Annotated in this window: 18 protein-coding genes; 9 read left to right on the top strand and 9 right to left on the bottom strand. The window is 70.3% G+C overall.

Annotation, left to right across the window (positions count from 1 at the left end; genetic code table 11):
- Positions 1–95 precede the first annotated feature (95 nt).
- Positions 96–1,376: a dicarboxylate/amino acid:cation symporter gene (locus tag BLQ49_RS21250; protein WP_091719386.1), complete on the top strand. Its 1,281-nt coding sequence runs from the start codon at positions 96–98 to the stop codon at positions 1,374–1,376.
- A gap of 28 nt (positions 1,377–1,404) precedes the next feature.
- Entirely contained in the window at positions 1,405–2,310 is a 906-nt protein-coding gene (locus tag BLQ49_RS21245; protein ID WP_091719384.1) for an amino acid ABC transporter substrate-binding protein, read from the top strand.
- 6 nt (positions 2,311–2,316) lie between these two features.
- Here the strand turns inward: BLQ49_RS21245 and BLQ49_RS21240 are convergent, their stop codons facing one another.
- The gene (locus BLQ49_RS21240) at positions 2,317–3,237 is read right to left on the bottom strand and encodes an SDR family oxidoreductase (protein WP_244507708.1); all 921 of its coding nucleotides are present in this window, start codon (positions 3,235–3,237) and stop codon (positions 2,317–2,319) included.
- A 312-nt stretch (positions 3,238–3,549) separates the two neighbouring features.
- Here BLQ49_RS21240 and BLQ49_RS21235 point away from each other — a divergent pair, with 312 nt between their 5' ends.
- From BLQ49_RS21235 to BLQ49_RS21225, 3 genes are all read left to right on the top strand, one after another.
- Positions 3,550–4,209, top strand: a complete 660-nt coding sequence (locus BLQ49_RS21235) for a DUF1007 family protein (RefSeq protein WP_091719380.1) — start codon at positions 3,550–3,552, stop codon at positions 4,207–4,209.
- Positions 4,200–5,192 (top strand): nickel/cobalt transporter, encoded by a 993-nt coding sequence (locus BLQ49_RS21230; protein WP_091719378.1) that lies wholly within the window; start codon positions 4,200–4,202, stop codon positions 5,190–5,192. The genes BLQ49_RS21235 and BLQ49_RS21230 overlap by 10 nt, the downstream gene beginning before the upstream one ends.
- A gap of 61 nt (positions 5,193–5,253) precedes the next feature.
- Positions 5,254–5,970: a hypothetical protein gene (locus BLQ49_RS21225; protein WP_091719376.1), complete on the top strand. Its 717-nt coding sequence runs from the start codon at positions 5,254–5,256 to the stop codon at positions 5,968–5,970.
- Here BLQ49_RS21225 and BLQ49_RS21220 read toward each other — a convergent pair whose 3' ends face one another.
- Positions 5,971–6,570 (bottom strand): histidine phosphatase family protein, encoded by a 600-nt coding sequence (locus tag BLQ49_RS21220; RefSeq protein WP_091719374.1) that lies wholly within the window; start codon positions 6,568–6,570, stop codon positions 5,971–5,973.
- 47 nt (positions 6,571–6,617) lie between these two features.
- A complete protein-coding gene (locus tag BLQ49_RS21215; protein WP_091719372.1) occupies positions 6,618–7,013 on the bottom strand; it encodes a VOC family protein in 396 nt (131 codons plus the stop codon).
- A gap of 411 nt (positions 7,014–7,424) precedes the next feature.
- Here BLQ49_RS21215 and BLQ49_RS21210 point away from each other — a divergent pair, with 411 nt between their 5' ends.
- Positions 7,425–9,140, top strand: coding sequence for a methyl-accepting chemotaxis protein (locus tag BLQ49_RS21210; protein WP_425284021.1), 1,716 nt, complete (start codon positions 7,425–7,427; stop codon positions 9,138–9,140).
- A gap of 3 nt (positions 9,141–9,143) precedes the next feature.
- Here the strand turns inward: BLQ49_RS21210 and recF are convergent, their stop codons facing one another.
- From recF to dnaN, 4 genes are read right to left on the bottom strand one after another with little or no spacing between them, the layout of a single operon-like run.
- A complete protein-coding gene (gene recF / locus BLQ49_RS21205; RefSeq protein ID WP_091719368.1) occupies positions 9,144–10,280 on the bottom strand; it encodes a DNA replication/repair protein RecF in 1,137 nt (378 codons plus the stop codon).
- Positions 10,273–10,554, bottom strand: coding sequence for a type II toxin-antitoxin system RelE/ParE family toxin (locus BLQ49_RS21200; RefSeq protein WP_208859091.1), 282 nt, complete (start codon positions 10,552–10,554; stop codon positions 10,273–10,275). Before BLQ49_RS21200 ends, recF begins: the two co-directional genes overlap by 8 nt.
- 12 nt (positions 10,555–10,566) lie before the next feature.
- Positions 10,567–10,830 carry a ribbon-helix-helix domain-containing protein gene (locus BLQ49_RS21195; protein WP_091719364.1) on the bottom strand — a complete coding sequence of 88 codons (264 nt, stop codon included), beginning with the start codon at positions 10,828–10,830 and terminating at the stop codon, positions 10,567–10,569.
- The gene (gene dnaN / locus BLQ49_RS21190; RefSeq protein ID WP_091719362.1) at positions 10,827–11,948 is read right to left on the bottom strand and encodes a DNA polymerase III subunit beta; all 1,122 of its coding nucleotides are present in this window, start codon (positions 11,946–11,948) and stop codon (positions 10,827–10,829) included. The genes BLQ49_RS21195 and dnaN overlap by 4 nt, the downstream gene beginning before the upstream one ends.
- A 210-nt stretch (positions 11,949–12,158) precedes the next feature.
- Here dnaN and BLQ49_RS21185 point away from each other — a divergent pair, with 210 nt between their 5' ends.
- On the top strand, positions 12,159–13,472 hold the full coding sequence (locus BLQ49_RS21185; RefSeq protein ID WP_091719360.1) for an MFS transporter: 1,314 nt from the start codon (positions 12,159–12,161) through the stop codon (positions 13,470–13,472).
- 22 nt (positions 13,473–13,494) lie between these two features.
- Here BLQ49_RS21185 and BLQ49_RS21180 read toward each other — a convergent pair whose 3' ends face one another.
- Positions 13,495–13,725: a hypothetical protein gene (locus BLQ49_RS21180; RefSeq protein ID WP_091719358.1), complete on the bottom strand. Its 231-nt coding sequence runs from the start codon at positions 13,723–13,725 to the stop codon at positions 13,495–13,497.
- A gap of 96 nt (positions 13,726–13,821) precedes the next feature.
- Positions 13,822–15,102, bottom strand: coding sequence for a hypothetical protein (locus BLQ49_RS21175; protein ID WP_244507707.1), 1,281 nt, complete (start codon positions 15,100–15,102; stop codon positions 13,822–13,824).
- Between the two features lie 367 nt (positions 15,103–15,469).
- Here BLQ49_RS21175 and BLQ49_RS21170 point away from each other — a divergent pair, with 367 nt between their 5' ends.
- The gene (locus BLQ49_RS21170) at positions 15,470–15,916 is read left to right on the top strand and encodes a hypothetical protein (protein WP_091719354.1); all 447 of its coding nucleotides are present in this window, start codon (positions 15,470–15,472) and stop codon (positions 15,914–15,916) included.
- Between the two features lie 67 nt (positions 15,917–15,983).
- Complete coding sequence (flgB, locus tag BLQ49_RS21165) at positions 15,984–16,385, top strand: flagellar basal body rod protein FlgB (RefSeq protein ID WP_091719352.1); 402 nt, start codon at positions 15,984–15,986, stop codon at positions 16,383–16,385.
- Positions 16,386–16,387 lie beyond the last annotated feature (2 nt).

Below are 16,387 nucleotides of genomic sequence, written 5' to 3'. Positions count from 1 at the left end.
TCGCCCGCGTCCGGGCTTGCGTATGGCGCAGTTCGTGCTTCACGTTAACGAACTGTAATGCTCGCTCATCCCGGGCATAGGCGAGGAGCCGTCCAATGACAGGTTCACGACTCACGACGATGATCTTCGTCGGCATGCTCCTCGGGATCGCGGTGGGCTACGCCTGCAGCATCACGTGGCCCGATCCGCAGACCGCCAAGGAGATCGCCGGTTACATCGCGCTGATTTCCGACGTCTTCCTGCGCCTGATCAAGATGATCATCGCCCCGCTCGTGTTCTCGACGCTGGTGGTGGGAATCGCGCATCTCGGCGACACGGCCGCGGTGGGCCGCGTCGGCGGAAAGGCGTTGCTCTGGTTCGTGGGCGCCTCGTTCTGCTCGCTGATGCTGGGCCTCGTCCTGGTGAACCTCATGCAGCCGGGGGTGAACCTGAACCTGCCGCTGCCCGATGTCGGCGCCGGAACGGGGCTGAAGACCGCCTCGCTCTCGCTCAAGGAATTCGTGACCCACCTGGTGCCCAAGAGCGCCGTGGAGGCGATGGCCAACAACGAGATCCTGCAGATCGTCGTGTTCTCGATCTTCTTCGGCGTGGCGCTGGCCGCGCTCGGCGAGAAGGGGCACTTCCTGGCCAAGGGCATCGAGGGCGTGGCCGACGTCATGCTGAAGGTGACGGGCTACGTGATGCTGTTCGCCCCCGTGGCGGTGTTCGCCGCGATCGCCGCGACCATCACCACGCAGGGGATCGGCGTGCTGATCACCTACGGCAAGTTCCTCATCGAGTTCTACATCGGTCTCGCGGTGCTCTGGGCGCTGCTGATGGGCGTCGGCTTCCTGATGCTCGGGGGCGGCGGCATCATGCGGCTCATCAACCTGATCAAGGAGCCCTTCGTGCTCGCCTTCTCGACCGCGTCGAGCGAGGCGGCCTACCCGAAGATGCTCACGAACCTCGAACAGTTCGGCGTGCCCAACCGCATCACCTCCTTCGTGCTGCCGATGGGCTACTCGTTCAACCTCGACGGCTCGATGATGTACTGCACCTTCGCGGTGATGTTCATCGCCCAGGCCTACAACATCCCGCTGACCTGGGGTCAGCAGCTCACCATGCTGTTCCTGCTGATGGTGACCTCGAAGGGCATGGCGGGCGTGCCGCGCGCCTCACTGGTGGTGATCTCGGCGACGCTGACGCAGTTCAACATCCCGGAGGCGGGGCTGCTGCTGATCATCGGCATCGACCAGTTCCTCGACATGGGCCGCTCGGCCACCAACGTGCTCGGCAACAGCGTCGCCACGGTGGCGGTGGCCAAGTGGGAGGGGCAGCTCACCGCCACCGACCAGCGGCTGGATCATGTGGGCACCGTGGTCTCGCCGGCAGAGTGATCGAGAGACCAGTCTCGAAGAACGGGTGATGACGATGCGGCTCGTCGCGGTTCTAATCCTGGCGCTGGCGACGACGCCCGCTTCCGCCATCGAGGTGCTCACCGGCACCCTTAAGAGCGTCGCCGAGCGCGGTGAGATCGTGCTCGGCTATCGGGAAAGCTCGGTGCCGTTCTCCTTCGTGGAGGGCAAGAACCCGGACGGCAGCCCGAGGGCGATCGGCTACGCCCTCGACCTGTGCGGCGAGATCGCCGACGACATCCAGGCGGCGATCGGCCGGCCGGTGAAAATCCGCTACGCGCCGGTCACCGCCGAGACCCGCATCGAGGCGGTGACCTCAAGCAAGATCGACCTCGAATGCGGCTCGACCACCGCCAATGCGGAGCGGCGCAGGCAGGTCGCGTTCTCGCCGGTGGATTACATCAGTGCGACGCAGCTCTTGGTGAAGCGGGGCTCGGGCATCGCCTCCTATCGCGACCTCGGCGGCAAGATTGTCGTGGTCACCGCCGGCACCACCAACGAGAAGGCGGTGCGCGACCAGCTCGCCCGCCTGAAGATCGACGCGCAGGTCGTGACAGCGCCCGACCACGCCGCCTCTTACGCGATGGTGAAGGCCGGCAAGGCCAACGCCTTCGCCACCGACGACGTGCTGCTCTACGGGCTGATCGCCACGGACGCAAAGGACGGGTCCGACTACACGGTGCTGCCCGACAAGCTCTCCTACGAGCCCTACGGCATCATGTTCCGCAAGGACGATCCCGAACTCGCCGGCCTCGTGCAGCAGACCTTCACGCGGCTCGCCGAGTCCCGGGCTTTGCGCTGGACCTACGAGCGCTGGTTCCTCAAGCGCCTGCCCAACGGCGAGCGCCTCGACATCCCGATGTCGAACGACCTGCGGGTGAGCTTCCAGCTCATGGGCCTCGACGCGGGCGAGTAGGCGGCCTCACCCGGCTGTCCCGAGGAGCGCCTGCCGGTGCGCTCGGACCCATTCGGTGATGCCGGTCGGACGGAAGCCCTCCAGACCGGGCCGGGGCGCGAACGGATCCGCGAGGATCGACTGCGCCTCCTCCGGATGCCCGGCGAAGTAGCGGAACTTCGAGGCGACCACCGAGCCGCTGCCGGCGCCCATCGCGGCATCGATCTCCCGCTCGAACGCCTCGAGCGACTGGGCGCGGTAGACCAACGGCCGGCCGAGCCCGGCTGCGACCCGGGCCGCGAAGGTATCGCCCGTCACGCTCTCCGGGCCGGCGAGCCGATGATCACCCCCGTAGGCGCCGCGCTCCAGCAGGGTGAGCGCCGCTTCGGCACAATCATCGGCCGAGGTCCAGGCGATCCGCTGCGCGGCGGGGATCGGCGGCGCGAACAGACCGGCCTCGGCAATGTCCTTGCGGGCCGACGGCTTCAGGAGATTGTCGAGATAGAGGGTCGGACGCACGATGGCGAAGGGCAGGCCGGAGCGCCGCACCAGATCCTCGACCGCATAGCTGGCGACGAAGCTCGGCTCCGGGCAGGGGGAGGGCCGGCTCGCGCTGGCGAGCTTCAGGATCAGGGATTCGAACCCGCAGGCCGAGGCCGCCGCCAGGGCGTTGGCGGCCGCCGAACCCATCACCTGCGCGGGCCCGGTGGGGATCTGGAGCACGGCATGGGCGAGGCCGGCGCTCACCCGCCGGAGCGAGGCCGCATCGTGGAGATCGCCCTGGACCAGTTCCACGCCGGATCCCGCCAGCGCGGCGGCTCGAGCGGGATCGCGGACCAGAGCCCGCACCCGGAGGTTCCGGCGGAGGGCGGCGCGGACGACGGCACGGCCCTGCACGCCGTTGGCGAGATAGACCAGGATCGGCCGTGACGGATCGAGGATGGACACGGGGCTGCTCCTTGCGAACAGGGTCAGCCGGAGCGGCATCGTCAGAATGGCCACCGGACAGACCCGTGAGGCGCGCGCGGCGCCGGGACTGTCGGGGGATCGGGCGCGCGACCTTCGCGTCGGGCGCCGACCAGTGCTTCCCGTGCGGGGAAGGGCTTGGGCCTACCCAGACCAAGCCAGCCATTTTCGACGCGGTTACGCTAGCCGGCCGCAACGAGGCGGGTCAACGGCCGCGCCTCGCTTTTGCCCCACCGGCCGGCGAGAACCGAACGCTCTTCGCTTCGACCGCCGGCCGCCGAGGTTCCGCGCCTGATGCCGATCCCGCTCCGCAGCCTCTCCCTGGCTGCCCTCCTCGCCTGCGCAGCCTCGGGCGCCTCCGCCCACCCCCACGTCTGGGTCACCGCCAAGGCGCAGCTCGTCTACGAGGGCGGCAAGCTCGTCGGCGTGCGCGACACCTGGAGCTTCGACCCTGAATACACCGCCTTCGTCACGCAGGGCCTCGACACCAACAAGGACGGCAAGCTCAGCCCGGACGAACTCGCCGGGCTTGCCGCCGAGAACACCGCCAACCTGGCCGAATTCGGCTACTTCACCAAGCTGAAGGTCGGCGGCAAGGAACAGGCCTTCGCCGATCCGAAGGAGCCGGCGGCCCATATGGAGGACAAGGCCCTGGTCATGACCTTCCTGCTGCCGTTGAAGACTCCGGTCCAGCAGGGGCGGGGGATCGCGGCGCTGGAGGTCTATGACCCGACCTACTTCGTCGCCTTCTCGTTCGCGGAGGGGGCCGACGCCGCGACGCTGGCCGGCGCGCCGCAGGGCTGTGCCGCCACCGTCACCCGCCCGAAGACCGAGCAGCCCAAGACCGCGGAGGCGGGGTCTCCGGGCATGACCGAGGCGTTCTTCGAAGCCCTGACCGCCGCCTCGACCTACGGCGTGCAGTTCGCCAGCCGGGTGCTCGTCGCATGTCCGTAGGGATCGGGATCGCCGCCCCCGCCGGGGCGGGGCGGCTGGGCTTGAGGCTCGGCCTCATGGCGGCGGCGATCGGGCTGGCCGCGCTCATGGCCGCCGGGATCGCGTGGCTCGTGGCGCCCGGCCTCACCGCCCCGCCGCCGCGCTCGCCCTTCGGGATCGGCTTTCGCGAGGCCGCCCCGGCGGCGACCGGCCTCGGCGGAATCATCCTGGCCCTCCAGGCGAGCTTTTCGCGCAGCCTCAACGCCGCCGTGAGCGCGCTCCGGGGTGGCGGCAGCTGGAGCCCGCTGATCGGGCTCGCCTTTGCCTACGGCGTGTTCCACGCCGCCGGGCCCGGCCACGGCAAGGCGGTGATCGCCGGCTACATCCTGGCGGGGGAGCGGGCGTTCCGGCGCGGCTGCGCGCTGAGCCTCTGCGCGGCCCTGCTCCAGGCCGCCGTCGCCGGGGCGATCGTGGGGATCGGCAGCCTGATCCTCAACGCCACCGCGGCGGGCATCACCCGGGCCGGTACCCTGATCGAGACCGTGAGCTTTGCTCTCGTCGCCCTGATCGGGCTGGTGCTGACCTGGCGCAAGGCCGGTCGCCTCGTCCAGCTCGACGCCGTCTGCGGGCCCGGCTGCAGCCACCTGCCCGGGCCGCAGGCCCTCGAGACGATGGATACCTGGCGCGAGCGGGCCGGCGTGGTCCTGGCCGCGGGCTCGCGCCCCTGCGCGGGGGCGGTGCTGGTGCTGGTCTTCGCGGTGTCGCAGGGCGTGCCGGGGGCGGGCGTGCTGGCTGTGCTGGCCATGGCGCTGGGGACGGCGCTCACCACCACGGCCCTCGCCGGCGTTGCGGTCTTCGCCAAGCGCGTGGCTCTGCGCCTCGCGGGCGGGCGGGGCCGGACGGGGCTGCTGGCGCTCGGCAGCCTCGAACTGGTGGCCGCCGCCTTCGTGCTGGTGCTCGGGGCCGCGATGCTCTCGGGCCTCGTGCCGACGCTGGGCGGCTGAGGGGCCTCGCCTTCCGGGCCGCGGCGTGCCACGCTGAGCGCCCGAGACGGAGAGCGCGCCGATGCATCCCGACTTCGCGACGATCCTGAACTGGCGCCTGCTCGCCGGATCGCACCCCTTCCCCGGCCCCGATGGCGGGACCTGCATCAACGAGGCCGCGATCGTGGCCGCGGGGCTGCCCTACCGGGCGATCCGCTCGAGCACGGATTGCCCGCCCTGCTTCTCGCGGCCGATCGCCGCCTACGCCCTCGGGTTGAACGACGCCATGCCGGATGCGGTGCGGCCGCAGCTGCTGGCCTTCGTGCTGCGCCTGTCGGGCAGCGCCGACACCCCGGAGGTCGAGACGGCCCGGACCCGGCGGCTCGCGCTCGACAGCGTTCGGCGCATCCTCGCGCCCCTCTGCGCGATCGCCGGAATGGCCGAGGATGCGGAAGTCTGCGCCGGGGCGCCGGACTGGCCCGCGGCGTTTGCGGCGGCGCGCTCGGCCACGTGGCGGGGCGGGGCGCTCTCGCAGGCGGCCTCCCAGGCCCGCCGCTGGCGCGAGGGAGCGTTGACCGCCGCCGTCTCCAGAACCGCCACGGCCGCGCAGAGGGCCGGGGAGGATGCGCGCTGCGCCGCGGAGGTCGCCGAAGGGGCCGCCCCGTTCGTGGCCGGAACCTGGGCCGAGGCCTGCGCGATCCTCGATGCGACGCTGACGATCGGCCGGCAGGCCCCGGAGATCGCCGTCAACGGCGCCCGGGAGCGCCTGGACGCGGCGCGCGGACTGGCGCCGGTCTGATCAGGCCGCCGCGGGGGCGGCGTCGAGATCCAGCTCGATGGTTCCGCAATTCTCCAGGAACGTGCCGGTCAGGTGGTAGAAGAACGTGCCGTGCCCGACGACCGCGATGGTCCGCTCGGGCCGCGCCCGCAGCCAGTCCCGGAAGGCCGCCACCCGGGCGTCGAACAGCGGGCGCGGCTCCACCGGATAGCCGCCGACCTCGCAGCCCGGCTCCGCGTGCCACCAGATCTCCGGGAGATGCCCGACATCGAGATGCGGGAACTCGGCCGCGATTTCTGAGGCCGCCCGGCCGACATCGCAGCTGCTCTCCTGGCACTCGCGGTGCAGCACCTCGACCAGCACGTGCGGCCGGCTTGGATGCTCCCCGAACAGGATCGCGGCGGTCTCGATCGCCCGGGTGAGCGGCGAGACCACCACGAGCTCGAACGGGATCGCGCGCAGGCGATCCCGCGCGGCCCGGGCCTGGGCCTGACCCAGTTCGGTCAGCCGGGCGTCCAGAAGGCCCGGATCGCCGCCCCCGAGCTTGTGGGCGGCGTTGAACGTCGACTGCCCATGGCGGATGCAGACGATACGGGTCTCGTGACAGGTGGTGTTCGACATGGATCTCGGCTGCGGGTTCCTCGGCTGGTCCGGGCGATCCGAAGCGGTCAGGCGAATCGCCCGCCGCGCTGGATGACCTCGATCTTGTAGCCGTCCGGATCGGTGGCGAAGAAGAACCGCGCCAGGACCTCCTCGCCGTGCTTGAGCGTCTTCACGTCGGTGGCCGTGAAACCCTCGCGCTTGTGCCGCGCATGCTCGGCCTCGACGTCCTCGACCACGAAGGCGATGTGGCCGTAGCCGTCGCCGAGATCGTAGGGCTTGTCGCGCCCCTTGTTCACGGTGAGCTCCAGCTCGAACGGCGAGGCGGGGTCGCGCAGGTAGACCAGGGTGAAATCCGGGAAGTCGAATCGGTCCGAGACTTCGAGCCCGAAGGCACGGGCGTAGTAGTCGCGCGCGCGTTCCTCTTCGAGAACGCGGATCATGGCGTGAACCGGTTTGGACATGCGTCGAGAGTTCCGTGCGCACGCGCCTCCCGCGTGCCGGTCCTCTATGTGGCGCCCCAGCGTCCGCAGAAAAGGCCGGCCGCGCCACGGTGGCGACGTTCGGTCGCCGGCGGCCCACGCCCGTACCCGGATCGCCGGCCGCAAGAGCCAAACTATTCTTGAATATATACATCCATACAAGCAATCATAAATGTCTGTTGCTGTCGCACAATACAGGCCGCCGCACATTCATAAATGAAGTACTCATTTATCCGGTCTATCCGCTTGATCACCGCAATAAATGTTCAGCATAATTGTAGCCAGACATGGAGTTGCGTCTTGCAGACTACGCCTTGACAAGAACCATTTATTAAGATCATTTTACTATTGCGTAGAACATCGACTCAGCAGCCCCGCGCTCGTCTGTCAAAGATGTCGATCGGGAGGTCTATAGCCGTGTTACGTCTGTCAAATATCAATATTCTACCCAAAATATCGACCGTCATTGCGCTGATCAGTCTGATCGTCGGCAGCTGTGTCTGGTATGCGCAATCACAGATGACGATGATCGACGCCGGGTACACCCGCTTCGTCAGCAACGAGGCGGCAGCCGTCGCCGAGGCGCGCCGGCTCAACCGCTTGATGATCGAACTCAATTATTGGGTGTATCGCGTCATCGCGGAGACCGATCCGGCCCAGATCCAGGACGCCAACCGGGGCTTCGAGGCCGTCTTGCCCAATGTGAAGGCGCTGCTTCCCACTCTGCGGGCGCATGCTGAGACCTTCGCGCCGCGCATTGACGCGCTGACGGTCCGCATCGAGCGCTACGTCAAGGATGTGAGCGAGGTTCGCAGACTCGGCACCAGCAACCAGAACGAGCAGGCGATCGCGCTGATCCATACGGCGATCGATCCGACCTTCTCCGGCATGCTGGCGGAGGGCAACGCCCTCGCCGAGGCGATCACCGCCTACATGCAGAAGGGCTCGGACGACCTGACCGACCAGACCAACAACACCCGTCATACCCTGATGATCGTCAGCGGCCTCGGGATGCTGGTGGGCCTGCTGGCGGCGGTGTTCATCGCGGTGGTGGGCATCACGCGGCCGCTCGATCGGCTGGTCAGGGTCCTGCAGCGCATGGCCCAGGGTGAGATCGACGCCGACATCAGGGAGGCTGCCCGCCGGGACGAGATCGGCGCGGTCGGCAAGGCGGTGGAGGGTATCAAGGCGATGGTCGCCCGCAAGGCCGCCGAGGAGGCCGAGGTCAAGCGCCGCGCCGACGAGGCGGCGGCCGAGGAGCGCCGGCGCACCATGCTGGAACTGGCCGACGGGTTCGAGCGGGCGGTGGGCGGCATCGTCGGGATGGTGTCGTCCTCGGCCACCGAGCTGCAGGTGACCGCCCAGAGCATGACGGCGAGCGCCACCGAGACGGCCAGCCAGTCCACGACCGTGGCGGCGGCCGCCGAGGAAGCCTCCACCAACGTGCAGACCGTGGCGGCGGCGGCCGAGGAACTCGGCTCCTCGGTGCAGGAGATCGGCCGGCAGGTGCTCGGCTCGGCCGACCTCGCCCAGTTGGCGGTCAGCGAGGCCGACCAGACCCAGCACCTCGTCCAGGACCTCAGCCAGGCGGCAGCCCGCATCGGCGAGGTGGTCGGGCTGATCTCCAACATCGCCGGGCAGACCAACCTGCTGGCGCTGAACGCCACGATCGAGGCGGCCCGGGCTGGCGACGCCGGGCGGGGCTTCGCCGTCGTCGCGGCCGAGGTGAAGGAGCTGGCCGGACAGACCGCCAAGGCCACCGAGGAGATCAGCCAGCAGATCAATCAGATCCAGGGGGCGACCGGGCAGGCGGTCTCGGCCATCGACACGATCGCGGCGCGCATCCGCGAGATCAATGGGGTCGCCACGACCATCGCGGCGGCCGTCGAGGAGCAGGGCGCGGCGACCCAGGAGATCGTCCGCAACGTCTCCCAGGCGGCGACCGGGACGGATCAGGTGACGAGCAACATCGTCGGCGTGGCCCAGGCGTCCGAGGCGACCGGCGCGGCCGCCACGCAGGTGCTCGGCGCGGCGAGCGAGTTGTCGCGGCAGTCCGAGCAGCTCGGGGCGGAGGTGTCGCGCTTCCTGAACACGATCCGCGCGGCCTGAGGCTCAGGCCCCGATCCGCAGCACCTCGGTCCGGTCGCCGGCCTGCGCGAAGGCGTCCGGGTCGGCGCCGGTCATCCAGACCTGACCGGGCAGCGCCTCCAGCGCCTCGAACAGGCCGGCGCGGCGGCGCGGATCGAGATGCGCCGCCACCTCGTCGAGGAGGATCACGGGGGCGATGCCGCTCATGGCGCGCACGAGGCGCGCATGGGCCAGGACGAGGCCGATCAACAGGGCCTTCTGCTCGCCGGTCGAGGCGGTCCCCGCCGGCACGTCCTTGGGACCGTGACGGACCACGAGGTCGCTGGTCTGCGGCCCGATCAGCGTGCGGCCCGCCGCCCGGTCCCGGTGGCGGCCGTTGCGCAGGGCCAGCCGGAAGCGGTCCTCCGCCTCGATCGCCGGCCAGACCGCGACGAGGTCGTCGAGGTCGCCCTCCAGGCGGATCGAGGCCCAGGGGAAGGGCTGGGAATCGTCCCGGGTCTCGGCGATCAGCCGGTCCAGGCGCTCCGCGGTCTCCCGGCGGGCCAGCGCGACGGCGACACCAAGTTCGGCCACCTCCCGCTCCACCGCGTCGAGCCAGCGGTCGTCGTCGGGCCGGTCCTCCAGCAGGCGGTTGCGCGAGCGCAGGGCCCGCTCCATCGCGGAAACCCGCGCCCCGTGGCCGGCATCCACCGCCAGGACGAGCCGATCGAGGAACCGGCGCCGGTCGCCCGCAGCGCCGCGGAACAGCCCGTCGAGGTCCGGCGTCAGCCAGACCACCCGCAGGAACTCGCTGAACGCCACCGGGGAGGGGGCCGGGGCGCCGTCGATCCGGCAGAGCCGGCTGGTGCGCCCGTCCGGCCCCGGTGGCTCCAGGCCGGTGCCGAGCCGATGCTCGGCGCCGTCCCGGTCGAGGGTGAGGGACACGGCAAAGCCCCCGGGGCCCCCGGCGCGCGCCATGGTGGCGAACTCGGCCCGGCGCAGGCCCCGGCCCGGCACGAACAGCGAGAGCGCTTCGAGCAGGTTGGTTTTGCCCGCCCCGTTCTCCCCGACCAGCGCGACGAACCGGGCCGCGGGGTTCAGTTCGAGGTCGGCATGGTTGCGGAAATCGCGGGCGATCAGGCGGGTGACGCGCGCGCTGCCGGCGCTGTCGGGTTCATTCATCGGGGAGCAAGGTGGAGCGGTCGCGGGCCGAATGCACGACGCGATCAATCGAGATGCGATCGTCGAGGACGCGATGGAGGATCAGATAGGAGCGGAATACGAGGATCCGCACCTCGGGCGCAATCTCCGGCGCAGGTCTGCCCATCATCGGCCTTTGACCGAGCGCCTGACATCGGGTGCGCAGTTCTGAGACGAAACTGCGCGCACGTGGAGGATTGTCGGCCGCGATGACGTCACCAAGCTCACGCAGGTCCGCCCGGGCCTGCCGGGACAACCACGACAGGCTTCAAGAAACAGCCTTTTCCATCGCGCCATAGCGCGCCTCCAAGGCGTCCAGCGTCGCATCGAGGGGTTCATAATCGCCGCTCTCGACACCCGCGTGCCAAGCCTCACGCAGGGTCGTGAGGCGGTCCTCGTGCCGGAGCAGCAGAGCGACACCGGCCGCGATCGTCTCTTCCGGCGAGCCATAACGGCCCGCCGCGATCAGACGATCGAGCGAAGCCTCCTGGATGGGATCGAGGACGACGGTTCTCGGCATGGCGTGCGTCACACCCGCATCGGCATCAGCACGTAGAGCGCCGGCGCCCCTTCGCGGTCCTGGATCAGGGTCGGCGAGCCCGGGTCGGCGAGCTTGAACAGGGCGGTATCGCCCTCGAGCTGCGCCGTGATGTCGAGGAGGTAACGGGCGTTGAAGCCGATATCGAGGTTGGCCGCCTCGTAATCGACATCGAGCTCCTCGGTGGCGCTGCCCGAATCCGGGTTGTTCACCGAGAGGGCGAGGCGGCCCTCGGCGAGGCCGAGCTTAACGGCGCGCCCGCGCTCGGACGAGATCGTCGAGACCCGGTCCACCGCCTTGGCGAAGGCATCGCGCTCGACGGTGAGCCGCTTGTCGTTGTTGGCCGGGATCACCCGCTGGTAATCCGGGAACGTGCCGTCGATCAGCTTGGAGATCAGGGTCAGGCCGCCGGCGAAGCGCAGGCGGATCTTGGCGGGCGAGAGATCGACCGCGACGGACTCGCCGCCATCGTCCAGAAGCTTCTGAATCTCGGCCACCGCCTTGCGGGGCACGATCACGCCCGGCATGCCGACGCTGCCCTGCGGCGCCGGGATCTCGACCCGGGCGAGCCGGTGACCGTCAGTCGCCACCGCCCGCATCACGGGACCGTTCTCGGTCTCCAGCGTGTGGAGGTAGATGCCGTTGAGATAGTAGCGCGTCTCCTCGGTGGAGATCGCGAACTGCGTCTTGTCGATCAGGCGCTTGAGGTCTGCGGCCGCGATCTCAAAGCCGTGCGGCATCTCGCCGGCTGCCAGATCCGGGAAGTCGCCCTCCGGCAGTGCGCCCAGCGCGAAGCGCGAGCGGCCCGAGCGGATCGTCATCTGACCGGATTCGCCGCCGGTCTCCAGGGAGACCTGCGCGCCGTCGGGCAGCTTGCGCACGATGTCGTAGATCACGTGCGCCGGCACCGTGGTGGCGCCGGCATCCGACACGTCGGCCGGAACACTCTCGGTGACCTCGATGTCGAGGTCGGTCGCACGCAGCTGGAGCCCGGACCCCTCCGCGCGCAGCAGCACGTTCGACAGGATCGGGATCGTGTTGCGGCGCTCGACGACCCGGTGCACGTGGCCGAGCGACCTGAGCAGGGCCGCGCGCTCGACAGTGACTCTCATCGCAATACTCGACTGGTAGGGACGGCGCGGCGGCCGGCGTCCCGCGCGGATCTAGGGCCGTTCAGCTTGGCGAAGGGGACCGGGGAACGCAAGGCCGGGGCCGCTGCATCGCACAGGCGACCGGCCCTGGACGTGTTTTCGGGGTTTCCGCGCGCGCCTCCACGTGCGAAAGCGCCGCATCCCGTTTGCCGTCGAACATCCCGACCCGCCATGCTGCAGACCGTCGAATCCGCGAGCGCGACCTACGTCCCGCCCAGTGCCGGACGGATCCTCGCCGCGAGCTTCGTCGGCACCGCGATCGAGTTCTTCGACTTCTACATCTACGCCACGGCCACCGCCCTGGTGATCGGTCCAGTCTTCTTCCCCGCGGGCGCCCCGGGCGTGCAGCAGCTCAGCGCCTTCGCGACCTTCGCGATCGCTTTCGTGGCACGGCCCGTCGGCGCCGCCCTGTTCGGGCATTTCGGTGATCGGGTCGGCCGCAAGGCCACGTTGGTGGCCTCCCTTCTGATCATGGGCCTCTCCACGGTCCTGATCGGCTGCCTGCCGACCTACGCGTCTGTCGGCTGGTGGGCGCCGGCGGCGCTCTGCGTCCTGCGCTGCGGCCAGGGAATCGGATTCGGCGGTGAGTGGGGCGGCGCCGCCCTGCTCGCGGTCGAGAACGCACCGCCAGGCCGGCGGGCGTGGTACGGGATCTTCCCGCAGCTCGGCGCGCCGGTGGGGTTCATCCTGGCCAATCTCGGCTTCCTGGCCCTGAGCTTCGGATTATCGCCCGAGAGCTTCCAGGCCTGGGGCTGGCGCCTGCCGTTCCTGGCCTCGGCCGCGCTCGTGGGCGTCGGGCTGTATGTCCGCCTGAAGCTCACCGAGACGCCGGCCTTCAGGGCCGCGCTGAGTCAAGCCCAGCCGGAGCGCGTACCCTTCGCCACCATGCTGACGCAGCACGGGCGCGCGGTCCTGATGGGCACCTTCGCGATGGTGGCGGTCTACGCGGTGTTCTATCTCTCGACCGTGTTCGCGCTGGGCTACGGCACCGGCACACTCGGCTATGCGCGGCCGACCTTCCTGCTGTTCGAGTGCATCGCGGTCTGCTTCATGGCGCTCGGCACCGTGATCTCGGGGGCCGCCGCGGACCGGTTCGGGCGTCGGCCAGTGCTGCTCTCCGGAATGGCCGCGGTGTTCGGGCTCGGCTTCCTGATGGGGCCGATGCTGGGCCATGCCGCCGGCACCGGGACATGGCCGCCGGTCCTCGGATTCCTCTGCCTTGCCCTCCTGTCCATGGGCTGGGTGTTCGGCCCGATGGGCGCCGTCCTGCCCGAGCTGTTTCCGACCCGGGTGCGCTACACGGGCGCCTCCGTCACCTACAATCTCGCGGGCATCCTGGGAGCCTCCGGGGCGCCCTACATCGCCCAGGAACTCGTGAGCCTCGGCGGGATCGGCTACGTCGGGTTCTACCTGGCGGTCGCGGCGATCCTCAGCTTCCTCGCCGTGCTGGCGATGCCTGAGACGGCCGGTCGCCAGAACGCCTGACGTCCTCAAGAGCTGGGCTGGCTCACGCGAACTGGCCGCCGTCCGGCAACGTGGGCTCGAAGCGGCCGAGGAACCGCGTCCGATCCCAGAGCTCGATCGTGGCGCGCTCCACCATGGCCCGGGCCTGACGGCGCGCTTGGACGTCATCCTCGGCCGAGACGATCTCGGCGGAGGCGACGCGTCCGGCGCGGTCAAGCCTGAAGGCACGGTAAACGCGGCTGCGGCGGGCGGTATCGGCGTTCAGAGCAAGCATCGGTTCAACCTCCGGACGCGAGCGTTCCAGCAGAGCGTTAACCGATCGTTAGCGCCACAAGGTGCCGGCTGGTCCCCGCAGGGCCCGGAGACGGCTTCAGCTCCGCTTGTCCAGAGGACGCCCCAGAAGGCGGGCGAATTCGGCCTCGATCTCCTCCACCGAGAACGGGTTGCCCGCGGTCTTCGCCTCGGGTCGCGGCGGCTCGGTTGGGGGAGGGGGCCGGAACGCCGGCGGCGCCTTCGGTGCCGGCTGCGGCGCGGGCGGGACCGGGGTCGGTGCGGGCGGCGATGCTACCTCCGCGGGTGGAACCTCCCGCCGGACCATCGGAGGGATCGGCGGTGCGGCCGGAGCAGCCGGAGCAGCCGGCGGCACGGGGGGATCGACCATCGGGAGCGGTGGGGCCGGAACCGGCTCGGGCGGCGGCGCGGGCTCGACCGGCGGGGCGGACGCCATCGCGGCCGCCACCGGATCGATGCCCTCGGCCGGCGGGGTCGGGGCCGACGGTGGGGGAGCCGGCGTGACCGCGGAGGCCGGGCGGGCCAAGGCGGCCTGAAGCTGCCGCGCCATGTCGGACAGGATCGCCGGATCGACGGTCCTGCGTTCGGAGGGAACGGCAAGGGCCGGGGCCGGCGGTGCCGCCCGGATCCCGGCGGGCGCAGGCTCGGATGCGCGCGCGGAGGCGGGGCTAGGCCGCGGATCGACGAGGGGCGGTGCGGTTCGGCTCAGGATCCGACGCGGGGCGACCGGCTCGCGCAACGGCGCGGGCGGAGGCTCGGCGACCTTCGGCGGGGGCGGTGGGACTGGCGAAACGGGCGCGAAGACGTCTTGGCCCGGCTCGTCGCCGCTCAGTAGCGCGGGGTCGAGCGGCAGGGTGATGGACGGCGCGGACCCGGAGCGCGGGACAGGCGACGGCACGACCACCGGCATCTCGAAGCCCGGATCGAACAGGGGCTCGGAGCGCAGCCCGGTCATTTCGGGCAGCGCGCGCGGCGGCTCCGGCAGGCGTCCCCCCTGGACCAGGGGATCCGGCAGGGGCTCATCCAGGGCCTCCGGATCCGGCCGGATGGACGCCTCCGGCAAGGGACGCTGGCCGCGCTGGATGTTGCGCTCGACCACAACGTCGTTCGGGCCGCCGACGAGGAGCAGGTGCTCGACATTGTCCCGCCGGAGCAGGATCAGCTGGCGGGCACGGTCGAGCTCATAGACGTCGACGATGCCGAGCCGCGGTTGGCGCCCGCGGTTGCCGGTCCGTCCGGGCAGCGCCAGGCTGCGGCCGGTGAGCCGCCGCACCGTGAAGACGATGGCCGCCAGCGCCGTGAAGATGACGGCGAAGATCACGACATATTGAACGATGGGGGAGCCGTCAGAGCCGAACACGGATTGCAGCCATCGCAAGGTTACGCACTCGCACGTTCCGGCCGCCGCTGGTCCGCGCCCGGCAAGGGGATGTCCATACCATGCCGAAGGGGCGACAGGGCAAACGACGTTAAGAGTTCGTTAACAGACCTTTTAAATCCGCGCGACCAAGACAATACGTCGTGGAACTGGGGCGACACCGGCCGACCGGGTCCAGGAAGGTCGCAGCCGCTGAACGCTTGCCGGCGCCCGCGCGGCCGGGTCGGCTGCCGGGACTCCGCTGCGCCGGTGACGGGCGCAGGCGCTTGGCCGGAGACACCCGCGATACATCGGGCGGGCAGACCTCGGGGGCTCGCCTCACCCGGCGGGCGGCCGACAGGCACCCGAGATGCAGCGATTTCGACCGGCCCTCGTCCTGACCGTGCTCGCCGCCGGCGCTCCGGCCGCGGCCGCCCCACAGCCGCCGCGCTGGACCACCTACGAGCCCAGCGCCCGGACCGACGGGACGCCCGGTCGATGCCTCGCGTACCGGCGCGGTGTCCAGCAGGACGGCGCGACGCGGTGGTACGTCTTCCAGGTCTTCAACGACTGCAACCGGCCCGTGCAGGCCGTTTGCGACATCGCCTACACGCCGCATTGCGACTACGGCCGGGACATGGCGGTCGCAGCGCATCTCGACGCGCCGGTCTCGCCCTACGGCGAGTCGCCCCCCTTCGGCCATTACGCGCCCACGGAGACCGGTGCCGTCCCGGGCTGCTTCTTCGCCCGCTGCGACGCGGCGGAGCTCGCGCTGAACTCAGGGGCGAAGGGCGGCACGGGCTTAACGGGGCGTTAACCATGCGCGCGGCAGTTTTTGCCGAGCCCGCTCGTCCCGGCGCGGCCTTGCCAGACCGGAGGCGACCTTGGCCCTCACCGACCTGCCCGTGCTCGGCATGCTGCGCACACGGATGCAATGGGCCCAGGCGCGCCAGGGCCTGATCGCCGAGAACGTGGCCAACGCCGACATGCCGGGCTTCAAGCCCCGGGACCTCGTCGAGCCGCGCTTCGATCGGGCGACCGGCGCCCTGGCTTCCGGCTCGACCAGCCTCGCGCTGACGAGCCCGGCGCATCTGGCGCCCGCAGGCCAGGGTGACGGGACCGAATCCAAGCGCGCCAAGGCCTTCGAGATCCGCCCGAGCGGCAACGGGGTCAATCTCGAGGACGAGATGATGAAGGCCGGCGACAACCAGTCGGACTATCAGCTCGCCGCCTCGCTCTACCAGCATAGCCTGACCACCCTGAAGATCGCCATCGGCAAAAGCTGATG

This window comes from Methylobacterium phyllostachyos (assembly GCF_900103445.1).
Classification (GTDB): Bacteria; Pseudomonadota; Alphaproteobacteria; order Rhizobiales; family Beijerinckiaceae; genus Methylobacterium; species Methylobacterium phyllostachyos.
This window is presented reverse-complemented; position numbering and strand designations above follow the sequence as displayed.